26 protein-coding genes are annotated in these 25,253 nt (G+C 36.4%); 8 read left to right on the top strand and 18 right to left on the bottom strand.

What is annotated here, in order from left to right; translation table 11 throughout:
* Nucleotides 1–53: 53 nt before the first annotated feature.
* From BM012_RS13260 to BM012_RS13230, 7 genes are all read right to left on the bottom strand, one after another.
* Nucleotides 54–881 (bottom strand): MetQ/NlpA family ABC transporter substrate-binding protein, encoded by an 828-nt coding sequence (locus tag BM012_RS13260; RefSeq protein ID WP_061805410.1) that lies wholly within the window; start codon nt 879–881, stop codon nt 54–56.
* An 11-nt stretch (nt 882–892) separates the two neighbouring features.
* Nucleotides 893–1,543, bottom strand: a complete 651-nt coding sequence (locus BM012_RS13255) for a methionine ABC transporter permease (RefSeq protein WP_061805409.1) — start codon at nt 1,541–1,543, stop codon at nt 893–895.
* A gap of 3 nt (nt 1,544–1,546) precedes the next feature.
* The gene (locus BM012_RS13250) at nt 1,547–2,563 is read right to left on the bottom strand and encodes a methionine ABC transporter ATP-binding protein (protein WP_061805506.1); all 1,017 of its coding nucleotides are present in this window, start codon (nt 2,561–2,563) and stop codon (nt 1,547–1,549) included.
* Between the two features lie 79 nt (nt 2,564–2,642).
* Entirely contained in the window at nt 2,643–3,479 is an 837-nt protein-coding gene (locus BM012_RS13245) for a MetQ/NlpA family ABC transporter substrate-binding protein (RefSeq protein ID WP_061805408.1), read from the bottom strand.
* Between the two features lie 116 nt (nt 3,480–3,595).
* Entirely contained in the window at nt 3,596–4,357 is a 762-nt protein-coding gene (locus BM012_RS13240) for an alpha/beta hydrolase (protein ID WP_061805407.1), read from the bottom strand.
* A gap of 61 nt (nt 4,358–4,418) precedes the next feature.
* On the bottom strand, nt 4,419–4,565 hold the full coding sequence (locus BM012_RS13235) for a Fur-regulated basic protein FbpA (protein ID WP_074842827.1): 147 nt from the start codon (nt 4,563–4,565) through the stop codon (nt 4,419–4,421).
* A gap of 230 nt (nt 4,566–4,795) precedes the next feature.
* Entirely contained in the window at nt 4,796–6,088 is a 1,293-nt protein-coding gene (locus BM012_RS13230; RefSeq protein ID WP_061805406.1) for a homocysteine synthase, read from the bottom strand.
* A 332-nt stretch (nt 6,089–6,420) separates the two neighbouring features.
* Here BM012_RS13230 and BM012_RS13225 point away from each other — a divergent pair, with 332 nt between their 5' ends.
* Nucleotides 6,421–7,374, top strand: a complete 954-nt coding sequence (locus tag BM012_RS13225) for an oligopeptide/dipeptide ABC transporter ATP-binding protein (RefSeq protein ID WP_061805405.1) — start codon at nt 6,421–6,423, stop codon at nt 7,372–7,374.
* Between the two features lie 49 nt (nt 7,375–7,423).
* Here BM012_RS13225 and BM012_RS13220 read toward each other — a convergent pair whose 3' ends face one another.
* Together BM012_RS13220 and BM012_RS13215 are read right to left on the bottom strand one after the other, a co-directional pair.
* A complete protein-coding gene (locus BM012_RS13220; RefSeq protein WP_019392167.1) occupies nt 7,424–7,684 on the bottom strand; it encodes a YuzF family protein in 261 nt (86 codons plus the stop codon).
* 145 nt (nt 7,685–7,829) lie between these two features.
* Nucleotides 7,830–9,272: a SulP family inorganic anion transporter gene (locus tag BM012_RS13215; RefSeq protein ID WP_061805404.1), complete on the bottom strand. Its 1,443-nt coding sequence runs from the start codon at nt 9,270–9,272 to the stop codon at nt 7,830–7,832.
* A gap of 486 nt (nt 9,273–9,758) precedes the next feature.
* On the opposite strand from BM012_RS13215, the gene BM012_RS13210 reads away from it, so the two are divergent.
* Together BM012_RS13210 and BM012_RS13205 are read left to right on the top strand one after the other, a co-directional pair.
* The gene (locus BM012_RS13210) at nt 9,759–10,868 is read left to right on the top strand and encodes an AI-2E family transporter (protein WP_061805403.1); all 1,110 of its coding nucleotides are present in this window, start codon (nt 9,759–9,761) and stop codon (nt 10,866–10,868) included.
* Between the two features lie 54 nt (nt 10,869–10,922).
* Nucleotides 10,923–11,192 carry a hypothetical protein gene (locus BM012_RS13205; RefSeq protein ID WP_061805402.1) on the top strand — a complete coding sequence of 90 codons (270 nt, stop codon included), beginning with the start codon at nt 10,923–10,925 and terminating at the stop codon, nt 11,190–11,192.
* 77 nt (nt 11,193–11,269) lie between these two features.
* Here the strand turns inward: BM012_RS13205 and BM012_RS27190 are convergent, their stop codons facing one another.
* Together BM012_RS27190 and BM012_RS13195 are read right to left on the bottom strand one after the other, a co-directional pair.
* Entirely contained in the window at nt 11,270–11,593 is a 324-nt protein-coding gene (locus BM012_RS27190; protein ID WP_064505023.1) for a hypothetical protein, read from the bottom strand.
* 242 nt (nt 11,594–11,835) lie between these two features.
* Nucleotides 11,836–12,141 carry a hypothetical protein gene (locus BM012_RS13195; protein ID WP_061805401.1) on the bottom strand — a complete coding sequence of 102 codons (306 nt, stop codon included), beginning with the start codon at nt 12,139–12,141 and terminating at the stop codon, nt 11,836–11,838.
* Nucleotides 12,142–12,379: 238 nt separating this feature from the next.
* Here BM012_RS13195 and BM012_RS13190 point away from each other — a divergent pair, with 238 nt between their 5' ends.
* The 3 genes from BM012_RS13190 to BM012_RS13180 all read left to right on the top strand — a co-directional run bounded on the left by BM012_RS13190 (nt 12,380) and on the right by BM012_RS13180 (nt 14,198).
* Entirely contained in the window at nt 12,380–13,015 is a 636-nt protein-coding gene (locus BM012_RS13190) for a YitT family protein (protein ID WP_019392161.1), read from the top strand.
* A 307-nt stretch (nt 13,016–13,322) separates the two neighbouring features.
* Nucleotides 13,323–13,655, top strand: coding sequence for a hypothetical protein (locus BM012_RS13185; RefSeq protein WP_061805400.1), 333 nt, complete (start codon nt 13,323–13,325; stop codon nt 13,653–13,655).
* A 63-nt stretch (nt 13,656–13,718) separates the two neighbouring features.
* Nucleotides 13,719–14,198 carry a VOC family protein gene (locus BM012_RS13180; RefSeq protein ID WP_061805399.1) on the top strand — a complete coding sequence of 160 codons (480 nt, stop codon included), beginning with the start codon at nt 13,719–13,721 and terminating at the stop codon, nt 14,196–14,198.
* Between the two features lie 37 nt (nt 14,199–14,235).
* Here the strand turns inward: BM012_RS13180 and BM012_RS13175 are convergent, their stop codons facing one another.
* Nucleotides 14,236–15,636, bottom strand: a complete 1,401-nt coding sequence (locus BM012_RS13175; RefSeq protein ID WP_061805398.1) for an anion permease — start codon at nt 15,634–15,636, stop codon at nt 14,236–14,238.
* Between the two features lie 519 nt (nt 15,637–16,155).
* On the opposite strand from BM012_RS13175, the gene BM012_RS26430 reads away from it, so the two are divergent.
* The gene (locus BM012_RS26430; RefSeq protein ID WP_019392156.1) at nt 16,156–16,308 is read left to right on the top strand and encodes a hypothetical protein; all 153 of its coding nucleotides are present in this window, start codon (nt 16,156–16,158) and stop codon (nt 16,306–16,308) included.
* Between the two features lie 50 nt (nt 16,309–16,358).
* Here the strand turns inward: BM012_RS26430 and BM012_RS13170 are convergent, their stop codons facing one another.
* The 4 genes from BM012_RS13170 to BM012_RS13155 all read right to left on the bottom strand — a co-directional run bounded on the left by BM012_RS13170 (nt 16,359) and on the right by BM012_RS13155 (nt 19,924).
* Nucleotides 16,359–17,174 carry an ABC transporter ATP-binding protein gene (locus tag BM012_RS13170; RefSeq protein WP_061805397.1) on the bottom strand — a complete coding sequence of 272 codons (816 nt, stop codon included), beginning with the start codon at nt 17,172–17,174 and terminating at the stop codon, nt 16,359–16,361.
* Nucleotides 17,175–17,344: 170 nt separating this feature from the next.
* Nucleotides 17,345–18,172 carry an SDR family oxidoreductase gene (locus tag BM012_RS13165; RefSeq protein ID WP_061805396.1) on the bottom strand — a complete coding sequence of 276 codons (828 nt, stop codon included), beginning with the start codon at nt 18,170–18,172 and terminating at the stop codon, nt 17,345–17,347.
* A 20-nt stretch (nt 18,173–18,192) separates the two neighbouring features.
* Nucleotides 18,193–19,002: a PP2C family serine/threonine-protein phosphatase gene (locus BM012_RS13160; RefSeq protein ID WP_061805395.1), complete on the bottom strand. Its 810-nt coding sequence runs from the start codon at nt 19,000–19,002 to the stop codon at nt 18,193–18,195.
* A 424-nt stretch (nt 19,003–19,426) separates the two neighbouring features.
* Entirely contained in the window at nt 19,427–19,924 is a 498-nt protein-coding gene (locus BM012_RS13155) for a hypothetical protein (RefSeq protein WP_061805394.1), read from the bottom strand.
* A gap of 404 nt (nt 19,925–20,328) precedes the next feature.
* Between BM012_RS13155 and BM012_RS13150 the strand changes: the two genes are divergently transcribed.
* On the top strand, nt 20,329–21,735 hold the full coding sequence (locus BM012_RS13150) for a DUF4910 domain-containing protein (RefSeq protein WP_061805393.1): 1,407 nt from the start codon (nt 20,329–20,331) through the stop codon (nt 21,733–21,735).
* A gap of 34 nt (nt 21,736–21,769) precedes the next feature.
* On the opposite strand, the gene BM012_RS13145 is transcribed toward BM012_RS13150, so the two are convergent.
* On the bottom strand, nt 21,770–23,983 hold the full coding sequence (locus BM012_RS13145) for a choice-of-anchor I family protein (protein ID WP_061805392.1): 2,214 nt from the start codon (nt 23,981–23,983) through the stop codon (nt 21,770–21,772).
* A 134-nt stretch (nt 23,984–24,117) separates the two neighbouring features.
* Entirely contained in the window at nt 24,118–25,251 is a 1,134-nt protein-coding gene (locus BM012_RS25890; protein ID WP_139210340.1) for a TcaA second domain-containing protein, read from the bottom strand.
* Nucleotides 25,252–25,253: the final 2 nt, after the last annotated feature.

The raw sequence follows: 25,253 nt of genomic DNA, 5'->3' as shown, positions 1-25,253 counted from the left end.
CGATCTTCCTCCTTCGTTAAAATCTTGAGCTTTCCTCCACCCCTTCTCTTTTCTTAACTTTTAAGCTCTTTTAAGGGAATAAAAGTAGGCAAATAGTTTCCATTAAACGTCTTTTCTATATAATCAGCAACCTCGTCACTTTGATAAAGGTGAACAAGCTTTTTGTATGTTTCATTATTTTGATCTTCTTTCCTTGCCGCAATAACGTTAATATACGGTTTAGCCGTTTTGCTTTCATGAACAAGAGCATCCTTTAATCCTAGTCCTGCTTCAACAGCTACCCCATTATTAATGATAGAAGCGTCAACGTCTTCCATTACGCGCGGGGTAGTTGCTGAGTCAACCGGAATAATTTCTAGGTTTTTAGGATTTTTCTTAATTTTGTCTTCCCCCCCATTTCCATCAAAATCATCTACAACTTTTAGTAAATTTGCTTCCTGCAGAAGCACTAAAGCTCTTCCCCAATTCGATTGATCATTAGGTACAGCAATCTTTGCTCCATTTGGAAGCTGTTTTAAATCTTTATATTTATTAGAGTAAAGACCTAGCGGTGCGATAATGGTTGTGCCAATTGGGACAATATCAGTATGATTCTTTTCATTAAACGTATCTAAGTACGCAACATGCTGAAACGCATTAACGTCAATGTCCCCTTCTGAGAGAGCCTGGTTAGGATCCACACCTGCAGTAAAAGTCACGATATCAATGTTTAATCCTTCTTCTTTTGCTTTCGATTTAATAAACTCCCACGTTTTCAACTCTGAAGTCCGTATGCCTACTTTAATCGTTTGTTCTGAAGTGCTAGTCGTCTTTTCTTGACAGCCGCTCAAGATTCCTATGCACAGCAGAAATACCATGATCCATCCGAGACCTTTTTTCATCCTTCTTCCTCCTACGCTCTTCTTAATTTTCGTTCAAAAAAGTGACCTAACATTTGAATAAGTTGCACGAGAACGACTAAAATCACAACGGTTACTACAATTGTAATGGTGCTAAAACGCTGATAGCCGTATGTAATTGCTAAATCGCCTAACCCTCCTCCGCCAACTGCGCCCGCCATTGCCGTTGCACCAACCAAGCCGATGGTCACGGTTGTAATACTTAGAACAATAGAGCCAAACGCTTCTGGAAAAAGAAAATGATAAATAATCTGTAAAGGCGTCGCTCCCATTGATTTGGCAGATTCAATAATTCCTTTATCAACTTCTAATAGTGAATTTTCTACAAGCCTTGACATGTAGGGGCCAATATGAAGAACAAGCGGCACAATGGCTGCCGTTGTGCCAATGGAAGTCCCCACTAGTAATCTAGTAAAAGGAATGATAGCTATTAGTAAAATAATAAAGGGAATAGACCGAAGAATATTCACGATAGGATTTAAGATAGAAAAAATAAATTGATTTTCCAAAATGTGACCTTTTCTTGTTACGACTAATAAAACTCCTAGCGGAATACCGATGAGCGAGCCGCAGACAAGAGATATACTGACCATATATAAGGTTTCCCATAGTGATTGTAAAATCAATTCTGTACTTACTTCCATTTCCTACCCAACCTCCTTAATGACGATATTTTGGGCTGAAATGTGTTCATAAGCACGCTGTATTTCATTCACATCTCCTTGAAATTCTACAATTAAATGCCCAAAAGGAACGTTTTGCAACTCTGTAATATTTCCAAATAAAATGTTAATATGAACAGTAAATGCTTTGGCAATTTCTGATATAATCGGCTGTCCTGTAGATTCTCCAACAAAGCGAATTCTGTAAACGCGACTATCGTTTTTTGACTTCAAGTAATCAAACACCCTTTCTGGCACATCATCTTTTATAACGGTTTTTACAAAATTCTCCGTAATAGGGTTTTGGGGATTTGAAAATACCTCAATAATTCGTCCTTCTTCAATAAGCTCTCCGTTATGCATTACTCCTACTCTATTACAAATTTGTTTGACAACATCCATTTGATGAGTAATCATGAGAATTGTAATGCCGTATTGCCTATTAATTTGTTTTAGTAACTGTAGGACAGAAAGCGTTGTTTCAGGATCTAAAGCAGATGTTGCTTCATCACACAAGAGAATTGACGGATTTGTTGCAAGCGCTCTTGCAATCCCGACACGCTGCTTCTGTCCTCCTGATAATTGGTTTGGATAGTGATGGACTTTATCTTCTAACCCTACAAATGTTAAAAGCTCTTTCACTCGTTCTGCAATAAAGGCTTTTGAAGCCTTTATTAGGCGAAGAGGTAAAGCCACATTATCAAAAATGGTTTTGGATTCTAGCAAGTTAAAATGTTGAAAAATCATGCCAATATTTTTCTTTGCATCCCGCATTTCTCTTTCTGATAAATGAACTAAGTTTTTTCCGTTCACAATAATTTCACCTTTTGTTGGTTGTTCTAATAAGTTTACCGTCCGGATAAGCGTGCTTTTACCAGCCCCGCTATGACCAATAACCCCAAATATATCTCCTTTTTCAATCGTTAAATTGATATTGTGTAAAGCTTGAATTTTCCTAGACTTGGTATGAAAAGTTTTTGAGACGTTTCTAAATTGAATCAACATGCTCTCCCCCATTAATGATAAATTTTGTCATGTATCGCTTTAAGTTTCATTTAAGCTGCCCGGCTATTCTTTTTTCTTAAAAAACGGGCACTACGGCTCCTTTATAATGCTCGTTAATAAACGTTTGAACTTCTTCCGTTGTTAACGCTTTAGCTAGTTTTTGAATAGAATCAGCGTCTTTATTATTCTGACGAGAAACTAAAATATTTACATATGGAGAATGATCATCTTCTATTATTAGGGCATCTTCTTTCGGATTGAGCTTGGCTTCTAAAGCATAATTTGTATTAATAGCTGCTGCATCAACATCGTCTAATGAACGAGGAAGCAGGGGCCCATCGACTTTGATAAACTCTAACTCTCGTGGATTTTTTTTAATATCTTCTAACGTAAATTGTTTATTCTGAGCATCTCCCTTATCAAGTTCGATTATTTGGTTCGCATCAAAGAGCTCTAACGCGCGTGAGAAATTAACAGGATCGTTCGGAAGAGCAATACTCGCTCCTTTTTTCAAATTTTTAATTGAGTTCACTTTTTTAGAATATACACCAAAAGGTTCAATATGGATTCCTTTCACTTTAACGAGGTTTAAGCCACTATCTTTATTCGTTTGTTTTAAAAAAGGCGTATGTTGAAAAAAGTTAGCATCAAGCTCTCCATTTGCTGTGCTTTCATTTGTTTGAATTCCATCTGTAATCGTTTGAATATCTAGATTGATTCCTTCCTTCTTAAGAGTTGGCTTTATAAATTCAAGAATTTCTGCGTGCGGAGTTGAAGAAGCTCCAATCCTTAGAGTGACGGATTGATTTTGTTGGTTTTCTTCTTTCTGTAAAGATTCACCAGAAGATGATGAACAAGCTGAAAGGATAAACAGGAACAAACTTAAAAAGATAAAAAGGTACTTTTTCTTCATGATTTTTTCTCCCTCTTCTCAATCCTATATCGTTTTATAATGGTTCTCCTTCATTTCAAAAAGTAGAATCTAGCTCTCTCAAATGCTCATCATGTGAGAGCTCTTGGTGATTTGCTTTAGACTGATATTTCTGTTCCTTGTAGGTTTTCTTGTATATAAGCATGCGTTTTTCTAATGATTTTGTTTTTATCATTATCCATTGATGCAACATGAAAGGAATCACTCAAAGAAATTGACCTCTTCTTTAACGAACTTACATGCTGCATGATATAGTCAGTATTTTCTGGAGGAACAACGTGATCTTCTAAGGACTTAAAGCTTAAAAGAGGAATCTTTACGTTCCTTAGCTCCTCAACTGTAATTTTGTTCATTAAACGTTGAAGTTGATGAATGGACCGAAGTGGAACCTTACTGTATGTTATTTCAACTACACCTTGTTTTTTAATATCAGGTTTACTTTCCTCTATATAGCGAGGAGTTATTTGATTTCTTAGTGATTCATAACTTGGCACAAATAATGCTGCATTGATAAGGATAAGCCCATCTATTCCTTGCTGTTTGTTTGCCAACAAAATAGCAAGCGTTCCTCCCATTGACTGACCTACTACGTAGATGACTGAACAATGTCTTTTCAAACGTTTATATCCTTTTTCTAAATCAGAAAGCCATTCCTCATGAGTTGCTTTCTCCACATCTTTATAGTGCGTTCCATGACCTTTTAAACGAGGAGCATATACCGTATAACCTAGTTCAGCGAATTGTTCTCCTAAGTCCTTCACACTTTGAGGTGTTCCCAGAAATCCATGGGAAAGGAGAAGACCAACTGAGTTACCTTTTATAAAAAAAGACTCTGCACCATCTATAACAGGGTATATCAACTTTTCACCTCTTTTATTTTTTGAACAAAAAAGGCCTACTATGTGAATAGTAGGCCTTTGGTTATCCAATTGGCTTTTCGTTATTTAACTGATTACGATATTCTACTTCAAGCTCTGAAACGCTTAGTTCATAAAGATGATACTCACCCTTTTTATAAATACCAAGCTCAAGTAATTGTTGTACTAGGTGTTCTTTATGATTAAACATTCTTTCCCTCCTAACATTGCTTTGTGATCATCAAAAGAAATGATGAACAAGGTTAATGCAAAGAAGAATAGCATCTGTCCCTTTTCAGCTTTTCTCACCTCTTTTTAAAAATAAAAAAAATCCAACCCTTTTTTGGTCGGACCTTCGTTTGCTCGATCGGCTCCTAAATTTTCTTCAGTATATACTTACTATTCTTATAAGTCAACTCAGTTATAAAACAAAATAAATAGCTAGGATTGACTTGATCTAAGTGCATCATCTAAATCTTTTAAAATATCATCGATAAATTCTGTTCCAACTGAAAGACGGATAAGTTCTGGAGTGACGCCAGATAATTGTTGTTCTTCTTCTGTAAGCTGCTGATGTGTTGTACTTGCAGGATGAATAATCAGTGACTTTGAATCACCAATATTGGCTAAATGAGAAAAAAGCTGAACAGAATCAATAAGTTTTGTCGCCGCTTTTCGACCTCCTTTAATGCCGAACGTCAAGATTGCTCCTTGCCCTTTTGGAAGGTACTTTTTAGCTAATTTGTTCGTCGGATGACTGCTAAGTCCTGGATAGCTGACCCAGTCCACTAATTCATGACCTTCAAGAAAACGAGCAACTTGAAGAGCGTTCTCACTATGTCTTTGCAGTCGAAGATGCAACGTCTCTAAACCTTGTAAAAGCAAAAAAGAATTAAAAGGAGAAAGAGCTGAACCTAAGTCTCTTAAAAGCTGAACACGAGCTTTTGTAATATAAGCCGCTTCACCGGCAGCCTCCGTGTATACTAAACCATGATAACTTGGATCAGGATTTGTTAAATCTGGAAACTTCCCACTCTTTTCCCAGTCAAATTTTCCACTATCAACAATAATGCCTCCAATCGTTGTTCCATGACCTCCTATAAACTTTGTTGCAGAATGAACTACAATATCTGCCCCAAACTCAATCGGTCTAAGAAGATAAGGACTTGGAACAGTATTATCAACAATCAGAGGAATTTTATGGTGGTGAGCAATGGTAGCTACTGCCTCTATATCTAGTACATCTCCTTTTGGATTTCCTACGGACTCAGCAAAAATAGCCTTCGTTTTCTCTGTTAGCTCCTTCTTAAAATTCTCCGGATTCTCAGGGTTAACAAACTTCACGGTAATCCCAAATTTGGAAAGCGTCGTTGAGAATAAATTATATGTTCCACCGTACAAGCTGCTCGAAGCAACAATTTCATCCCCGGAAGAAGCAATGTTTAAGATGGAAAAAGCGGTTGCAGACTGACCTGACGAAACCCCTAATGCTCCTATGCCTCCCTCAAGAGCTGCCACCCTTTTTTCAAAAACATCTGTAGTTGGATTAATGATTCTCGTATAAACATATCCTTCTTCACTTAAATCAAACAAACTAGCTGCATGCTCACTATCTTGAAACGAAAATGACGATGTCTGGTAAATAGGTACCGCACGTGCAAAAGTAGTAGAATCAATAACTTGCCCTGCATGAATAGCTTTTGTGTCTAAGTGTTGATTTTGAAAGTTTGTCATCCCTATCCCTCCTGAAAATCTATTCAATACATACAAAAACAATCGGAATAATAAACTTTAATAACTTTGAATAATAATATACAGAAAAGAAAATTTATCTGTCAACCTTTTTTACTAAACTATACAAAAATAAACTATACTTTTTCTTCATAAAGAAGCATAAACATTTGACAATCAAGATATTGTGAGGTACCTTCTTTTTAAACCAACTAATTCGATCAGTTTATATAGCTTTAAAGTTCAACCGGTCAACCGGAGGAGATACTGAAGAGGACGCCTACCTCTCTACAGTATCTCTTTTTTTATCAAAAATTCAAAAAGGAGGATTTCCTATGCAAACATCCCCCTCACTTATTGAGATTTATAATATGGAGAAACACTATATTAAAAACAAACTATATAATACTTCTGTCCTGCGAGTAGTGGACGGCATCTCTTTCTCTATTTCGAAAGGAGAAACCTTCAGTTTGATTGGTGAAAGTGGCTGCGGCAAATCAACACTTGGACGAATTATAGGCAAACTACTTGTTCCTACAACTGGAAAAGTCTTATTTGAAGGAAGAGATATTACAAAACTCGTCCGAAAGAAAGATAAAAAATTGCAAAAGGATATTCAATATGTAGACAAAGAAGCAAGCTTTAAATGGAACAAACGCTCTACCATTTTCAAAATGTTAGAGAAAGTTTTAGAAACTCACGAAATGTGTAGCAATACGAACGGACATTGCCTTATTTCCCACCTACTTAATAGCATGGGCTTAGCTCATATAGCTTATCATCCTATCCAAGGATTAACTCCCGGGGAGAGGCAGCTTGTTAACATTGCTTGTGCATTGGTACTACAACCAAAGCTTGTAATCTTAGATGACCCCCTGTCTGGACTCGATTTATCTGTACAGTCACAGGTTTTAAATATCCTCTCTCATATAAAAAAGAAAAGAGCAATTACGTATCTTTTTATTTCAGATAATTTAAATGCTAGTTATTACATTAGCGATCAAGTGGCAGTTATGTATAAAGGAAGAATAGTAGAAAAAGGAACCGTATCTCAAATATATGAAGAACCGATCCATCCATACACGCAAGCTCTAATGTCAACAGTTCCTTCGATTTATAAGCGTGAAAGAATTGTTTTAAAAGGAGCGCCTCCTAGTTCATCATGTCCTTCCAACGGTTGCCCTTTTTATAGAAGATGCCCTTTTGCTCAAGAAGCTTGCAAATCTAGACAACCTTTACTAAGAGAAATTCGTTCAGGGCAATTTGTAAGTTGCCATTTATACGCATGAAAGCGCTATTATAAATCTACCCTGACTGTACAAGTCAGGGCAGACCTTTTCAGTCAGGCATAATCCAAATGATTTGGCAAATGCGCACATAAAAGTCTTTTCCTTTTTCCTCTACAACAACATGATCAGGCTTTACTTTCTTCACTTTTCCTCTGACAGTTCCACGAGCTGTTTCAATAACAACATCTTTTTCATCAAGAGACTGAAGTGCTTCATATACATATGGATCGACAAGCGTTATAAGCTGTGGTGTCATCTTTAACCTTTCTTCTTCAGACAAATACTCATGTTGATAATCTTCATATGACATCAAAGTCCCTCCTCATTTTTGCATTCTTTGCAGTGTATGAGAGGACAAATTTATAATATGATAAAAAAAGGATCCTTATATAAGGATCCTTTTTTATGAGTTTTGTCACTTTCCGCAACCCAACTATCAACTACAACTACAGTTTTTATAGTTTATGCTGTGGAGCTAATCGTTTCAGAAGGTTTGCGCTTCCTTCATTTAAACCAACGAGCTTCACGTCTGTTTCTTGCTCATGAAATTTTAGAACAACTTTGTCAAGGGCCACTGCTCCTGAGTCATCCCAAATATGAGCATTTGTTAGATCAATTGTTACATTTTGAACCTCTTCTTTATAATCGAACGATTTTTGAAAATCTGTAACCGAAACGAAGAAAAGCTGTCCTTCTACATGATAGATTTTCTCTCCATTGTCACCAAAATTCTCTTTGACATGGACTTTAGAAATTTTCCCAGCGAAAAAGATGGCACTTAATATTACACCTATGATTACGCCAATTGATAAGTTATGTGTAGCAACAACCGAAATGACTGTTACAACCATCACAATTGAATCTGTAAGCGGCACTTTTGTCACTCCTTTTAGTGAACTCCAATCAAATGTACCTATAGATACCATCACCATCACACCGACAAGCGCAGCCATCGGAATCTCAACAACAACGTTACTCAATACGAGAATAAGAAACATAAGGAACATCCCGGCAACAAACGTAGATAAACGTCCGCGCCCACCAGATTTCACGTTAATAACAGACTGTCCAATCATCGCACATCCTGCCATTCCTCCGAAAAATCCTGTTACAATATTTGCAACACCTTGTCCTTTGCACTCTTGATTTTTATTGCTCTCCGTATCTGTCATGTCATCAACAATTTGAGACGTTAAGAGCGATTCTAATAATCCTACAAGTGCAAGTGCTAATGAATAAGGAAAAATGATTTTCAACGTTTCAAAATTCAACGGAATGTCTGGTATGAAAAAGGCAGGAAGAGAGCTTGTAAGTGTCCCCATGTCTCCTACAGTACGAACATCTGCATGTGTCCATACGGCTACAAGTGTAATCACAATAATTGCGACAAGCGGAGACGGAATTGCTTTAGTAACGCGCGGAAAAAGATAAATAATAGCTAAAGAACCAATAAGTAAAGCATACATTGGCCAAGATTCCCCTTTAAAGTGAGGAAGTTGAGCCATAAAGATAAGTATAGCTAATGCATTTACAAATCCAATCATAACTGAGCGCGGTACAAACTTCATAAAGCGAGCTAGTTTCAAAACGCCAAATAAAATTTGAAGCACTCCTGTTAAAATTGTAGCCGCTAATAAATACTGAAAACCGTGGTCAGAAACTAAACTTCCCATTACGAGAGCCATTGCGCCTGTGGCAGCGGAAATCATCCCGGGTCTTCCGCCAAAAATAGAAATAGTGACTGCCATTGTAAAAGATGCATACAGTCCTACCATAGGATCAACGCCTGCAATAATTGAGAAGGAAATAGCTTCTGGTATCAAAGCAAGAGCTACAACAATGCCAGCTAACACATCTCCTCGAATATTCCCAAACCATTGTTTACGTAGTGTGTTCATGCTAACACTCCTTTATCAATATTCAGTTGTAGTTGTAGTGACTTTCCTCTTCTGAAAAGTCGGGGCCGACAAAAACATTGTAATCATACCATATATGAGAAGAGATGAAAATAGAATTTTCTTCTCTTTTTTAATAATATGAACCACAAAAAAACAGAAAAGAGATGCTTGACCTCTTTTCTGTTTGCGTTGTTTACAAAATAAAATACTCAACTACATGCATGTAATTTGCACATAAATGAGTATTGTTAGTGGTTTGTTTTATTATATACTCATCATGATAAAATATTCAATATTTTTATTTTTCTAACATCTTTTTCTTCTTTCGTTTTTCTGTGTTTCCTTCTAAAAAAAGGTATAATAGAGAGTAGTAAAATTTCTTACTGTACGATAAACATGTTCAATATTGACGCTATTTATGGAAAATGGTAAATTTTCGAGTAGTAAGAGGTGTCCCTTTTATTCTTTGTGATTGGAGGAAAGATTTTGTTTAAATCAAAGCTTCATTTTTGGACGTTTGAATTACTGATGATTGCTGTTTTAATTTTTGTTTGTACAAAAATTTCATTTATCTTTAATCCAATCGTCATTTTTGTATCTACTTTATTTTTTCCTGTTCTTGTTTCAGGATTTTTGTATTTTTTGTTTCGCCCTATCGTGCATTTTTTACAAAAACTTAAATTTCCAAAAGCGCTTGCCATTTTAGCTCTTTATGTTTTATTTATCGGTGTGATTACATTAGTTAGTTCACTTATTGGCCCTTCTCTTTCAAGTCAGGTGAATGATCTAGTCAACAATATGCCGAAATACATAAACCAAGCGCAAGGATTCATCAATGAGTTATCCAATTCAAAAGCATTTAAATGGGTAGTTGAACAAGATTATGTATCCATTGAAAAAATTCAAAACACGGTCTTGAATGTAGGATCATCACTTCCTGAACATTTATCAAACAGTTTTTCAACTATTTTTAGTGTATTAACAAACGTAACACTTACTGTTGTTACCGTTCCTTTTATTCTGTACTACATGCTTAGCGATGGCGATAAATTTCCAAAAGCATTGATGAATTTTGTTCCGACAAGCTATCGTGGTGAAGGATTAAAAATCTTAAAAGATACAAACCAAACACTTGCAACATATATTCAAGGACAAATGATTGTTTGTTTGTTCGTTGGGCTTGCAACCTTTATTGGTTACTTAATTATTGGTCTTCCTTACGCTATTATTCTTGGGATTATTGCAGCACTTACAAATATCATCCCATATGTAGGACCGTTCATCGGGATTGCTCCCGCTCTTATTGTCGCTCTTTTGGATTCTCCAACCAAAGCGATTTTTGTCATCATCGTAGTAGTTATTGTTCAGCAAATTGATGGAAACGTCATTTCTCCTCTTGTAATTGGGAAGAAGCTTGACACACACCCTCTTACAATTATCATTTTGCTACTTGTTGCTGGAAACTTAGCAGGTATCCTCGGTATGATTTTAGCTGTACCTGTTTATGCGGTTTGTAAGACAATTGTTTTAAATCTTGTTCGTTTTATTAAACTGCGTTCAAAGAACAAGGAGACACCGCCGCCAAAGGCAACTTAAAAGCTCTCTTCAAAAGAAGGGAGCTTTTCTTCTATAAAAAAGGAGGAAATCACAATGGAGTATATTTTTAAATTTAAACTTACAGACGTTTATCCCCGTATTGTTGACTCTTTAGGAACAAAGGAAGTAGCTGTTTCTTCTATAGTTAAAACAGAAGAAGACAAACTCTTATTTCAAGGAAATATCCGCGTTCGGTTTAACGAGTTTGGTATTTTCCCGGACGCTAGGGACATTGCTAAAGCTGCAGAGGAAACAACGATAAGAAAACAGCTGACGTTTGAGCTTAAACGATACGTGAAACCACACCGAAAGTTTCTTGTTTAAAGGCACGCTATCTTGTGAATTTTTTCTCTTGCCATTTCCACCGAAATAATTTCTTCCTAAAAAAAAAAGACCATTGCTTAAGGCAATGGTTTCCAGTCAGGATTTTTCTCTTTTAATGTATGGCGGCTTGGTTTGAGCGGAGACAGCTTGTACTCAGCCGCTAATTTTTTTTCGTTTTTCATTCCATCCATTAATCCGAGAAACAAACCAAATCCAAACATCGCCATTGCAGCTCCCATAATTCCTAATCCGAGCATTGTGAGAATATGATCTTTGTTGTAATCGCTTGCAATAAAACTTAAACCAAAGACAATCACCCCAACAAAAAGTTCTCCAGAAGCGATCAGTTTACACATTTCCGTCATTTCGTTTGTTTGGCCTTTTCCTCTTTTTAATCTCACGAAAATCAGCTCCTTTTTTTAAAATTACCATATTATTGAACAGGTTTCAATAAAAAGTTCATATTTTAGACACATAATTTTCACAATTTGTTCACTTATTAACATTGACAAATACCGCTAGTTTATTCATTAAATGTCGAAAAAGCAAAAATTGTTCCTTTTTTACTCGTTTTTCCGCTTTTCCCCACTATAAAAAAGGCAAGCATTTCTGCTTGCCTTTCCTCACTTTCATATGTAGATCTCTACATAACTTGAGTTTTACGACGAGAGCGAATTGCTGCTACAAATAAAACTAAAGCACTTATAATATGCATAACCATTCCAACAACAGGGATTAATGCTACAACAGAAGCGATAATTCCAAAAATACTTCCATACTTGTTTTCATTATCTCTTACTGATAAAAGAAGGGTAATTAAATGAACAATTCCCATGAACAGCAGTGGAGCCCAACCGTTTGCGAGAACAAAGAGTCCTCCTAAAAAAGGGATACCAAGCAATGCCTCACATACACCTGTAATCCATTTCATTATTGTTGAACTTTTCATTTTTCTCTCCTCCTTTCCTTTATAAAATATGTCTTCTCTTATAGAGATATCTCTTTTTATGCCCTTTTTCTAAGATATTTAAACTATATGTCAAGAAACATAACAAAATCTTCAGAAAATTATATCTTTCTTTTTAAAAATACTATTTCTTTGTCACATCATCTAACAAAGTTGTTTTCTTCCATTCTTGACTATCTTATACTAATGAAGTAAATCAAGAAAGTAAAGGAGTATAAGTATGGAAAGCATAAAACGTTGGGTCTCCATTATAATTGGCTGCATAGCCGTTTCTCTTGGAATTAACTTGTTAACTTCTTCACATCTTGTAATGGGGGGAACTGCTGGACTTGGTATGGTTTTACACCCTTTAACAGGACTTTCATTCGGCATCTTATTTTTTATTATTAACTTGCCGTTCTATTTTATGGCTATTACTCAAATTGGTGTGCTGTTTACCATTAGAAGCTTTGTCAGCGTAACTCTTCTTTCTTTTCTTTCTGACTTCTTCTCTGAATGGCTTCCTATTTCCCTTCCTCACCCTCTTCTGTCCTCGCCTCTTGCAGGAATTCTTATTGGGATTGGGCTCATTTTCCTCTTCCGAAACGGCTCATCGCTTGGCGGTATTAACATGCTGTGTGTATATCTTGATAAAAAGTACGGTATTAATCCAGGAAAAACGATGTTTACAACAGATCTCATGATTCTTTGTGGGGCAATATTTGTATTCGGAATTGTTCATGTTCTCTATTCTTTTATTGCTATTTTCATGATGAGTGCAGTACTTGGACGTTATCATAAACGCTCACCAATTGAAAAGAACCATGTGTCAGAACAAGAGGAAGACTTCTCTCCCTTATCTGAAAACTCTTTATAACCGATAAAAGCCCTTCAATAACGAAGGGTTTTTATGATTCCACCGCATATTTTTTATTAATAATGTCCCAACAATCTTCACAATATCGATTTTCTTTTGTTTGTTTATGTGGTTTCTTTTCTAATTTACATACGTTGCAACGTTCCTTCATGTTTTTGTCCTCCTGTTAGTGATGTAACATCAGTATAGCTGTTTTTCAAAAATTCTATTCAAAATTGTTTCCTAAACCGAAAAAGTTGTCCTAAACAAACATAAATGAACGCTTTCTCTACTATAATTTTAAAAAAGCTAGAGGAGGAAATAGAAGATGATGCTATTTGATATAAAACATAAACTTTATTATGAAGCAATCAATACCTCTAGACCGCTTATGTCGCTTTCTCATCAAGGACGAACATGGGGGTATGTTCCTAAATTACTAAATGGAAAGAAAGTGAAGTTTTGGGTAGATTATACTCATGGTCGCTATATGTACTTTGAACATGATCAAAAATGGTACAGAGTACGTTATCTTCAATCTAATTACAAAAAACAAAATCATGATATTTTCAACGGAGTTCTTATTGATTTACTTACTGAAGGCGAAGAGCTTAAGCTTTTAAAAGGAAAAATTGAGAAGGACAAGCGTCTGTTAATTTAATCTAATCCTCGTGTTTATCCTCCTTAAAAAAAGGCAACAAGATAAGAAACAGGAGGTAATGTTATGGTTGCTATTACACATATTGGTTTAGCTGTATCAGATTTAGATAAAGCCATTTCATGGTATGAAGACGTATTAGACTTTGAGCTTATTGCAGGCCCTTACACAATGAAAGCAAAACCTGGTGAAAAAGGTGCGTTAGGACAAGATTTATTTGGTGCTGAAGTTACGCATAAACGAAATGCTCATCTTAGCGCTATAAATGGAGTCGGTATTGAACTTTTTGAATTCAAGCATCCAAAAACAGAAGGAACGCCCCCTCCTCCATGGACGCCTGGTTTTTTTCATATTTGTGTGATTCATAAAAACGTTGATGAACTAGCGGACAAGATTGTAAAAACAGGCGGAGAGCGCGTAAGTAATACATGGCAACTTCAAGAGAACAAACCTTATTATATGGTATATTGTAAAGACCCGTTTGGAAATATGATTGAAATATACTCGAGAAGCACGGAACAAATCTATGCAAATAAAGAAGAATAAGCCCCTCGCTGTAGCAAGCGGCTTATTCTTCTTTTTCTTACCATAGTCCAAGGATTTTCCACCATAGACCACCAATAATAACCCAAATGATAAGATGAACAATTGAAATGATAAAACCAATTGACCACCATTTATTTTGCGGAATATAGCCTGCCCCAAATAATACAGGTGCAGGTCCTACACCATAGTGAGTTGTTGCTCCAAATAAACCGGCAATGAATGCAAGTAATAAGGCTGCAAGCATTGCTGGAGCCCCTGCAGCGAGAACAACTGATAAAAAGGCTGCGTACATCGCACTAACATGGGCTGTCCCACTTGCGAAAAAGTAGTGTGAGTAATAATAAATAATAGCAAGTATAACAAGCGCTAAGATCCAGGAATAACCGCTAACAACATTACTCATCGCATCACTGAACCACGGAATAAGGCCAAGCTCATTTAAATAGGTTGCAAGCGTTACAAGAGCCGCAAACCAAACAAGTGTGTCCCATGCTGCTTTCTCATTTTTAATGTCGTCCCAAGATAATACGCCTGTGAGTAATAAAACAGATAAACCGATAAGAGCTGTTGTTGTTGACGCAATATTGAAAGACTCTCCAAAAATCCATAAGATCAGAACAAGAAAGAAAACACCGATCATAAACTTTTCTTCCTTCTTCATCGGCCCCATTTCGGCAAGCTTTCCTTCTGCAATAGAAGCAGCTTCTGGGGTTTCTTTTACTTCCGGTGGATAAATTTTATAAATTAACAGTGGAATTACAATCAAACTAATAATTCCAGGAACAAATGCCGCAACGGCCCAACCTGTCCACGTAATGTTAACACCTGCTACATCATGCGCAAGTTTGGCTGAAAGTGGGTTAGGTGCAAAGGCTGTTAGGAACATTGTTGAGGTAATTAAGTTGCCTTGAAATCCAACTTTTAAAAGAAAAGCTCCCATTTTACGCTCTGTTCCATCATTTGGTCTTGAGCCAAATGTCTCCGACAAAGCTGCAATGATTGGATAAATAATTCCTCCTGCGCGCGCTGTATTACTTGGAATAGCAGGAGCAAGCAATAAATCACTAACAAGGAGTGAGTACGACAGGCCAAGCGTCTTTTTCCCAAATCGTTTCACAAACAAGTAAGCAATACGTGTGCCAAGACCTGTTTTAATAAAGCCGCGTGAAATGAAAAAGGCAATCACAATTAGCCAAATTGTTGTATTGGCAAATCCGCTTAACGTTTGGTCAATTGTTAAAACTCCTGTCACTGCAACGACAGCTAAACTCAAAATAGCAAGCGATCCCATCGGCAATGGTTTAAGAATAAAACCGATAATTGTCGCAACAAAAATAGCTAGTAAATGCCAAGCTTTCGGATCTACCCCACTAGGTTCTGGAATAAACCATATAAGGATCCCCACTGCTATTGTAATAAGAAAAGGAACAACTTTCACGTCAGGTCACCTTCATTTCGAGGTGAACGACTATGTAAGGCCATCATGTTAAACATCTTCTTTCTATAATATTTTATTCTCTTTTCTTTTACTATCCCACGCTTTGTTCTTTTAAACATCAAGTAAGAGAAAAAGAAAATATGTCCAGTACAAGTCTACTCCAATTGTAAAAGCGAAAAAAGGCAGAACACAGTTATTTTAGTTATATAAGAAATTCATTAGTTTCATTATAAAACAAGCGAAAGCCACGCTCTTATTCAAGAAACGTGGCTTTTGAACACCATCTCCAAAAGATGATTACTACCTAGTATAAATGATTTTTATTCAGAAACAAAATCAAGAAGATATTTTTAACAATTTATCATGAAAAAAGTCCTTAACTCTCTTTTTCAAGGTGACTTTAAGACTAATTATTAGAGCTTTTAAGAAAATAAAAATATTCCCTTTTTATCATTTTTTGTAACAAATCCTAATATCATCCTTTTATTGATATTATTAATTTGAGGGGGTATCATAATTATGGAGCGAATAGATGAGCTAGAGATTTTAATTAATTCAACGCGACAACAGTTAGAATTTTATCAGCAGTTCTACGGACCTCATAATCCAAAAACAAACCGATTGGAAGAGCAGCTCAATATCTTATTGGAACTTCAAGAAGAACATCGCTAACTTTTATATCTTCTCAACATGAAAAAAAGGCGGATAGAATCCGCCTTTTTTTATACTGCAGCAGGTGTTGTAGCACCAATTGCTGGCATCAGGTCATATGTTAAGCATACAGGCTTGTTTGTTCTTGGATCACGCACAATCTCGGCATCAATCCCAAAAACCTTCCCTAATACTTCAGGTGTCATTACTTCCTCAGGTGTTCCTTTACATACAACTTCTCCACTGTTGACAGCAATCATATAATCAGCAAATCGAGCTGCATGGTTAAGATCATGAATAACCATCGCAATTGTTCTGTTTTCCTGTTGATTAAGTGTTTGAAGAAGCTGTAAAATCTCTAATTGATGTGCTAAGTCTAAATAAGTAGTTGGCTCATCAAGCAATAGTAAATCCGTTTCTTGCGCAAGAACCATAGCAATCCAAACACGCTGACGTTGACCGCCTGATAAAGCTTCAAGGGGGCGGTCTTTAAACTCTAACATCCCTGTTACTTCAAGAGCCCAATAAATAATATTTTTATCGCTTTCCTTCAGTTTTCCGAATCCTTTTTGGTGTGGAAAACGTCCATATGAAACAAGTTCAGCTACTGTTAATCCACCTGGAGATTCTGGAATTTGAGGTAGAATTGCCATCTTTTTCGCAATCTCCTTTGTCGATTGCTTTTGAATAGCTTTACCATCTAAGTAAATATCCCCTGACGTTGGTTTTAAAATACGTGACATTGTTTTTAAAATCGTAGATTTCCCGCATCCGTTCGGTCCAATAATTGTGGTGATTTTTCCTTTAGGGATTTCCACTGTTAAGTCGCTTACAATTTTACGATCTCCGTAAGAAATAGACAGCTCTTTCGTTTCCATAATAGACATATCCCGTTCCACCTCTTCTTCCATTCTAAAGTTTTCTATTAACACGTTATTATTTTTATATATACGTTTAAATTTGTGATTGATTTTTATTCTCATTGATAATTATAATCATTATCATCACTTCGGACAATACTTTTTCAAAAAAAATGAGTGCTTCTTTATAAAAAGACTCATTTTAACTGCTTTAATATAATCTTTTCCCACCACTTCCAAGGAAGTATTGTTTTCACAAAAAGGCTCATCTTTACTCCTTTGCCAATAGCATAGCGAAGCGATGGAGAGCGATGATGAGCAATTTTCGCTACTAGATCAGCTATTTCGCCCCGATCTCCTAAACGATCTTTTCCGCCTTCAATGTGTTTTTCAATTTTTTCCATTTGCGTCAAGTATGCGGACTTTTCTCTTTTTGCTACCCTTTTTCCTTTTGTCCATATGTTTGTATTGTACGATCCTGGCTCTATTAGCACCACATAAACACCAAATGGTTTCATTTCAAGGCGCAAACTTTCACTAAATCCTTCAAGCGCAAACTTCGAAGAGGAATAAGGAGAAAGGCCCGGAAATCCTATTTTTCCACTTATGCTACTAATATTAATAATAGTGCCTTTTCGATTTTGTCGCATAATTGGTAAAACAAGATTTGTAAGAGCGATGGCTCCAAATACATTTGTATCAAACTGTTGTTTAAAGTCGGCTAACTCGCAGTCTTCAACAAATCCGCCTCCTGCATATCCTGCATTATTAACAAGCACATCTACTCCATCTATTTGTGCTAGTTCTTCGCGAAAAGCTGCAAGTGACGCTTCACTCGTTACATCAAGTTCTTTTACGGTAATATATTGCTTAAGGTGGAGCTGTTCAGCTTCCTCGATCAAGTCTTTTCCTTTTGCAATATTCCTCATTGTTGCATATACATAGAACCCTTCTTGTGCAAGCCTTAAACAAATCGCATATCCAAATCCGCTTGAAGACCCTGTTACAATTGCATGTCGAGCCATTGTTCCTCCCCCTACCTCTCTTAAAACTGAAGCAAGATACCTGTCTTATCATCTGAGTGCAGATTATTTTCACACTCTAACTTCGCCAACTTGTGTGCATACCGTTCTAATCCTCCTGAACGAATATGTTGATATGTAGTTTCTAAACTTTCTGATGGATGAAAAAATCCGTCGCTTACGAGTAATAAGCAGCTAACCTCATTTTTTTGAATCGCTCCATACTGAATATACTTTCTTACTTCTTCTTTTCCATTTGCAACAGAATAGCCATTGGGGGTGTTCGCTAGTGTTCGGTTATAGCGTAAAGAATATAGAAGGTTTTTTTTGTAAAAATCTTCATCGTGTTTCTCTTTTCCTCTTAAACGCTCCATTTCTCTTTTTTGTTTTGCACGGGATCCTATCCCTTTTACCGTATCTTTCGTGAGAACAGTAACTTTGCCTTCTTTATTTTCCATTACAATCATCGAATCACCAAGCTGTGCAAACTGAATTTTCTCCTTTTCCAATTTGATTAAGGCTACGCATGTTGACCAAAGTTCTTCTTTTTTATGAACTGAAATATGATGACTTTTCATCATCTCTAACAACTTTTTATTTGCTTTAACAACGGATTCTAACAAACTTTCCTCTTGTCTCACTTCTTCAGTAAAATAGGCTTGAAAACAATGAGAAGCTAGATATGCTCCATTTTGTCCTTTGCTATTTTGAAAAGGAGTGACAGGTGTTGCTCCGTCAAAGACCCCATAAATGTTTTGTTTTTCATTTATAACATAAGCATCTTCACTTACTGTCTTGCTTGGAGAACATAAAAATACAGTATCAAGTTTCATCCTCATCTCTCCTTTTTTCGCGCTCTTATTCTTTCATTATATCAAGTTTTCCTCACAAAAAAGCTGCTCCCTTCATTATGAAGACTAGCAGCGGACTTATCCTCTATTTTATTAACGTTTTTCTTTTTGTATCATAGAAGTTGCCAAAAGTAAAAGGTAGCGTTCGTCCGTTGTTAGTCTTAACCAATGTTTTACTTTGTATTTCATTTGTCTCCCTCCCTTTATGAACGTTTCTTCTAGCACGTCACTTTATGATATAAATGTATTCCCCGCTATCTTCTCTTTACAAACGTACCCAAACTATAAATCGTTTGACAATATTTGATGAAATAAGATATAATTCTCTCTTTTATATAAGAACTAACGGTTTTCCCCACGAAATGTTGAAAACTAACAAAATCATTACAGAAAAAAAGCAGAAGACCTAATAAAACTGGCCTTCTACTTTTCCTTCTTCTATTTCTTTGTAAATATCTCTCTTTCTACGTCTTCCATATGTTTTAATTCTTGAAAGGGTCGTTTCTTCCTTTTGCTTCTCTTCGTAACGCGCTTCAAAAACTTCTTCCCAATTTCGTGAAAGATTCATCTGTTCATACCAACTTTGAAAAAGTTCAAGAGGCAGTTGAACAGTATTTAAGTCTGCTTGAACAACTTCAAGCGGTGTATAGTGTTGAGCAATATGTACGTACCATTGCCATCCTATATTTTGTGCAACTTGAAAAGCTGTTGCTTCTTCTTTTATTTTCTGATCTCGTAAATCTTCTATGTATGAGTGCTCTTCATATTTATAATATTTAATGACAAATTTATCACACCAATAAACGAGATCTTGGTGAGTAAACTGGTTTTTCTTTTCACAAATCATTTCTAATAAAAATCGTAAGCTTTGAGCATTATAATCTAACGTAATTCTGTTTCCCACCGCTGTACACCTCCATAAACTCTACCTCTCTTTTTTACATCGGCTAAAATATTCTAGGTTTAATAACAAATAGGATAAAAGTATTGTAGAAATAGACCTATATTCTTTAATTTCCATTCCATTTAATCCCTATCATTCTTTTACTATACTCATTTTCCTTTATTTATTGAAAATAAACCACATATTTTTAATGGCTATAATTCAATCTTTTTCCTGTATTTCCTTTCTTGTCTTAACCTTTGAATACTAATCCTAGTATTTACTAATGTGATAAATTATCCCTACGTTTCTATTTTACTATATTCACTACAAATTATTTACAACTAGTACTTTTCTAACTTAACTAAATTTTTAAAATATTATAACATTAATAATGAAAATAGTAAAAAATAGGAGGTTTTTTTATGAAACGATATCCTTTTCGAAAGCCACTACTTTCTGTCGCACTTGTAGCAGGACTAGCAACAAGTACTTTTGGAATCCCATCCTCTTCGTTTGCAGCTTCACAAGTTGAAACATCCGTACTTACAAAAGAAGATCAAAAAATCGTTCAAAGTGTTAATGTTAATAACATATACAGCCATATTTCCCGTTTGTCTTCACAACCAAGAGTAGCAGGCACTCCTGCTGAATACAATGCTGTTCAATACATACAGCAGAAATTCTCTTCGTATGGATATAATGTTCAAATTCAGCCGTTTACTTTTGAAGCATATGTTCCACCAACAACTCTCTCATTAGACATTAAGGACGACAATACCAAGTACACTCCTCAAGCTTTAACATATACGGGGAATGGACAAGCAACAGGTGAGCTTCAGTACGTTGGATTAGGTACTGAAGACGATGTAAAAGACCTTGATTTGACTGGAAAAATTGCCTTAATTGAACGTGGAAACATCTCTTTCGCTGAGAAAGTACTAAATGCAGCCAAAAAAGGAGCGGAAGCGGTAATCATTTATAACAATGAAGACGGTGAGTTAAATGGAACGCTCGGTGGAGCTAATGATGCTTATGTTCCTGCTCTTTCTTTACCAAAAGATGTTGGTGAAAAACTTGCTAAAAAGCTTCAAGACGGAGAAACTTTAAATGCTGAAGTCGCGGTTGAAGGTTCCAAATTAGAAACACGAACTTCCCATAATGTAATTGCAACGAAAAAAGCTTCAAAGCAGAAAAAAGATACAGGTGAAATTGTCTTTGTTGGGGCCCACCATGACTCTGTTGAAGGAGCACCAGGAGCAAATGATGATGCATCAGGTGTTGCTGTAACACTAGAGTTAGCTAGAGTAATGGCAAAAGCTAAAACAGATACTGAACTTCGTTTTGTAACATTTGGAGCAGAAGAAAACGGTCTTATCGGCTCTACAAAATACGTAGATTCGCTTGGACAAAACGATATTTTTAGAACGCGCGCAATGTTCCAGCTTGATATGGTTGGAAGCAAAGATGCAGGCGATCTTGTGATGAATACCGTAAGTGGGCAGCCTAACACAGTAACAGATATTGCAGGCGATGCTAGTGAACGATTGAATGGAGAACGAACTCCATATGGCCAAGGAGACCGAAGCGATCATGTTCCTTTCGCTGAAGTTGGTATACCATCTGCATTATTTATTCATGAGCCAACAGAACCCTGGTATCATACCCCAGATGATACGATTGACAAAATTAGTAAAGAAAAACTTCAAGATGTAGCAGAGATCGTTGGAGCAGGTGTTTATGATATTGCTAAAATCGATCGCGTTACACCAAACGTAAAGAAACCAAAACCAATGAAAAACGTTTCAAAAGAAGTCCAAGATGTAAAATAACAAAAAAGCAAGCCTACTATAAAGGCTTGCTCTTTTATTCTAGAGAAGATAAGAGTTTTGAGAGTACTTTTACAGCTTGAGCCCGTGAAGACGATTCATATGGTGAGAAATTACCGCTGTTCTTCCCGCTCATAACTCCTAATGTATAAAGAGCATCAATTTTCTCCTGCGCCTCTTCTGAAATCGTTTCTCTGTCTTTAAACGGCGCTTGTTTAACATGAGAAAGCTTTCCTTTTTTCCATTCATATGCTCTCATAATCACGAGAGCCATTTGCTGACGGGTAATAGATTGTTCAGGGGCAAAAACTTCTTTTGTTTTGCCTTGGATAATTCCTGCTTCATACAGTGCATTAACATCGTCATTTACCCACTCGGGAACATCTTTAAAAGGAGCAGAATGAGAAACAGATGGGACATTTAACGCTCTTTTTACTATTTTAGCAAACTGAGCCCGTGTTACGTCTTCTTGAGGAGAGAATGTACCATCTTCTTTTCCATCTACAATACCTTTTTCTACAAGTTCTTGAATATATGTATATGCCCAATGAGTTTTTGGAACATCTTTAAATTCTTTAGCTTTCCCTTCTATTTCATACAGAGCAACAGTTCCTGATACTTCATTAGAAACGATTAAAAGCGGCGTCTTTGTTGGACTGTCCTTTTGATCGATAAACGTTATCCCTTCAGGCGCGGAATCTTCTTTCACATCTTCTGACATATCGCGACTTGAAAAGTACGTTGTATAGTGTGCTTCTGTAGGATTTGAGATATTATAAACCATCACGCCTCCCATCCGTTCAAGGCCAATGAAAGCATACGTTTGGCCACCAATTTCCCCTACTTCTGCAGCTTCTGGCTCTGGCCCTTTATCATCACTTCTATTATCTAGTTTTACCTTATCATTTGAGGAATTAAAAGTTTCAGGATAAACCCTAGCCGTAATATCTTCAAACTGTGAGCCGCTATCATATACTTTTTCTAATGTTTCAGCATCCCAAATGGAAAAAGAACGCCCTCCAAAAGAATACAGAGACTCATAGACGCCGTCTTTATTTTTCCCTTCTTCAATGCTTACTTTTAAATCTCCAAGCTTTTTCTCATTGAAAAGCCCATTTTGGACTATTTGATTTATTTCTTCTTGAGTAAAACCTTTATAGTGTTTGGCATTCAGTTCGATTTTCTCGCCGCTCTTAAGAAGTTCCTTGATGGTTTTCTCTTCTCCATAAGCCTCATAGTCGCGGGCATCTCCTTCATTCGGAGTTACGATATACCCTTTGTTGCCTTTTTGGAAATAATCAAGCGCATCTGGTTGGTACATTCCTAAAACAGGCAGGGGTTCAATATTAATTTTCCCATTATTCATTCCATCAAGGGCATTTTCTTTGAGAGAATGATCTTTCACTCCTAATCCTACAATCTCGTCAAACTTCTGCGTTTTCAAGTTCAACTTTGCAATCGCGTTATTTTCTTGAAGAGATACATATGCATACTCACTTTCCTCATCAACTGTAATATACTCGGGTTCAAGCTGTTTCATCAAAGTGCCTTTTGAATTTTTTCTCACTTCTCCCCGAATTGGTACATCTTGAAAAGAGACGTTTATCGCCTTAATGTCGGCTTTCCCGATTTCTTCCTTTTTAAGATTATTGATTTCTTTTACATTAATAATGGAAACAGAACCTTCTGGATTTTGCTTGTAGTCACTGCTTGGCTCGCCTTCATTTGCAGTGAGAAGAGTCTCTCCATCCGGAGTAAAAACAACGTTGTCAGGTAAAGCCCCTACCTCAATCTTGGTTAAAAGCTTTCCTTCTTTATCAAGCAATACAACATAACCATTTTCCTGCTTTGGACTGCTCGGAACGGCAGCAGCTATAAAGTTCGCTTTCGGGTGTGTTGCAACACTTGTAATTCCATCTGCATTCTCAATCCCTAATTGTTTTAAAGAAATGCTTGCAGAAGGCTTTAAAGTGAGGTCTTCATTCTTGTTTAATGTTGAAAAATCAACGATATCAATAGATTTTTTCGCACTGTTTGTTACAAATGCTTTTTTTGTATGTATATCATAAGCTAATATTTCGGTTCCACCTTCACCAGATCCACTATCATAACTTGCGATTTTTTTAATTTGAAGAGCATCGTCTTTTCGGTCTACTGTTAATTCCCTTTCTTCACCTTGTACTAAAGAAGCACTGCTTATAAAGGCACTTGCTGCTGTAAAAAGAGCTAGGGAAGCTTTAAATCCTTTCATTTTCTCTCCTCCTTTTCTTTCAGCTTATTCTACACGCGAATTGTTAAGGAGCTATGAAAAAATCGTAAAAAATTGTAAGAAAATGCAGAAAAAAGCCCTTATTTAAAAATAAGAGCTTTTTTTCTACTATTATATTAGTAATAGCTACCTTCATCTTTTTTCCCATCACGTGTCCATTTGAAGACAGGATTATGAGGATTTGTCTCCTGGGTATATTCCCAGTTCTCTACTTCATCATCATCGTAACCATATTCATCCATGCCATCAATCAGCCACTGTTTTTTCTCTGAACTGTAAACTAACTGATAGTCACGAAGCGCTCCGTAGGACAAATCTTCAAATTCTTTTCCGCCGCTAACCTTGACTTTATTCATATAGGAAACAGCTGCAGATGCATTTGCTTTCCATTTTCCGTCGAAATACGAAACAGCAAGGGAATCGAGATCAACAACGCCTCCCTCATATTGAGACTGAATTTCATCTAAAGCATCTTTAATCTCTTCAAATCCTTCTCCATAATTGGACTCGCCACTCTTCAATTCTTGCGTTGCGTTTGAAAAAGCAGAAAGCTGAAACTCAGATGTCTCGTAGCGTGAAAAATCTTTGTTAAACAGCTCTACTGCCGAAACCAAATCTTTTTTCACTTTTTCATCAGACTGAGCCATCTTTTCAGAGTCAATTAGAAGGCTTGTTTTCCCTGTTCCCCACAGCTCTTTTTTACGATCTCCGATAAATGTAGCAAGATCTGTTTTCACCGATAGTTTAAACGTATATTCTCCAGGAAGAAATGGACCGTATAGAGAATCTTTCTCTTTCGGAAGTCCCTTTTTAAATCCATTAGAGTAAAGGGTTACTTTCTCGCCTTCTTGTTCTCCCGTAATGGCGAGCTCCATTGTTTTCACTTCAAATTTATACTTTGGAAAAAACAACAGCTCTTTGCCGTTTTCCACAAGACTCACCTGTGAGTTCGTTTCAGTAAAGTTTTTTTCCTTAAGCTGATCGTCCAGGCTATCTTCAATCGCTTCTAGACTGCTGCTATTAGATTGTAAATAGTTTGCGAATGCTTGTAGGGAAGTTTTATTCACCTGTGCTTTTTCATTATCTGGAACAATAAGCTCGCTCAATAAATCCGTATCTTTTGTTGAAACAGCTTTCTCAAACTCTTTGACTGCTTCTTCAGGACTTTGTGTGTTTTGTTGAATCACAATGCTTGCCCCTACTATGAGTAAAAGGACTATAGCGACACTAGTTAGTATCCACTTCTTCATTT

Source organism: Priestia endophytica DSM 13796 (genome assembly GCF_900115845.1).
GTDB lineage: Bacteria > Bacillota > Bacilli > Bacillales > Bacillaceae_H > Bacillus_I > Bacillus_I endophytica.
Note: the sequence above shows the minus strand (reverse complement) of the source record. Positions and strands in the feature narration are given on the sequence as shown.

Bases quoted from the DNA above. Each gene is read 5' to 3' on its own strand.
- BM012_RS13260 (WP_061805410.1), bottom strand. From the start codon at position 881: ATGAAAAAAGGTCTCGGATGGATCATGGTATTTCTGCTGTGCATAGGA.
- BM012_RS13255 (WP_061805409.1), bottom strand. From the start codon at position 1,543: ATGGAAGTAAGTACAGAATTGATTTTACAATCACTATGGGAAACCTTA.
- BM012_RS13245 (WP_061805408.1), bottom strand. From the start codon at position 3,479: ATGAAGAAAAAGTACCTTTTTATCTTTTTAAGTTTGTTCCTGTTTATC.
- BM012_RS13235 (WP_074842827.1), bottom strand. From the start codon at position 4,565: ATGTTTAATCATAAAGAACACCTAGTACAACAATTACTTGAGCTTGGT.
- BM012_RS13230 (WP_061805406.1), bottom strand. From the start codon at position 6,088: ATGACAAACTTTCAAAATCAACACTTAGACACAAAAGCTATTCATGCA.
- BM012_RS13225 (WP_061805405.1), top strand. From the start codon at position 6,421: ATGCAAACATCCCCCTCACTTATTGAGATTTATAATATGGAGAAACAC.
- BM012_RS13220 (WP_019392167.1), bottom strand. From the start codon at position 7,684: ATGTCATATGAAGATTATCAACATGAGTATTTGTCTGAAGAAGAAAGG.
- BM012_RS13215 (WP_061805404.1), bottom strand. From the start codon at position 9,272: ATGAACACACTACGTAAACAATGGTTTGGGAATATTCGAGGAGATGTG.
- BM012_RS13205 (WP_061805402.1), top strand. From the start codon at position 10,923: ATGGAGTATATTTTTAAATTTAAACTTACAGACGTTTATCCCCGTATT.
- BM012_RS13195 (WP_061805401.1), bottom strand. From the start codon at position 12,141: ATGAAAAGTTCAACAATAATGAAATGGATTACAGGTGTATGTGAGGCA.
- BM012_RS13190 (WP_019392161.1), top strand. From the start codon at position 12,380: ATGGAAAGCATAAAACGTTGGGTCTCCATTATAATTGGCTGCATAGCC.
- BM012_RS13185 (WP_061805400.1), top strand. From the start codon at position 13,323: ATGATGCTATTTGATATAAAACATAAACTTTATTATGAAGCAATCAAT.
- BM012_RS13180 (WP_061805399.1), top strand. From the start codon at position 13,719: ATGGTTGCTATTACACATATTGGTTTAGCTGTATCAGATTTAGATAAA.
- BM012_RS26430 (WP_019392156.1), top strand. From the start codon at position 16,156: ATGGAGCGAATAGATGAGCTAGAGATTTTAATTAATTCAACGCGACAA.
- BM012_RS13170 (WP_061805397.1), bottom strand. From the start codon at position 17,174: ATGTCTATTATGGAAACGAAAGAGCTGTCTATTTCTTACGGAGATCGT.
- BM012_RS13165 (WP_061805396.1), bottom strand. From the start codon at position 18,172: ATGGCTCGACATGCAATTGTAACAGGGTCTTCAAGCGGATTTGGATAT.
- BM012_RS13160 (WP_061805395.1), bottom strand. From the start codon at position 19,002: ATGAAACTTGATACTGTATTTTTATGTTCTCCAAGCAAGACAGTAAGT.
- BM012_RS13150 (WP_061805393.1), top strand. From the start codon at position 20,329: ATGAAACGATATCCTTTTCGAAAGCCACTACTTTCTGTCGCACTTGTA.
- BM012_RS13145 (WP_061805392.1), bottom strand. From the start codon at position 23,983: ATGAAAGGATTTAAAGCTTCCCTAGCTCTTTTTACAGCAGCAAGTGCC.
- BM012_RS25890 (WP_139210340.1), bottom strand. From the start codon at position 25,251: ATGAAGAAGTGGATACTAACTAGTGTCGCTATAGTCCTTTTACTCATA.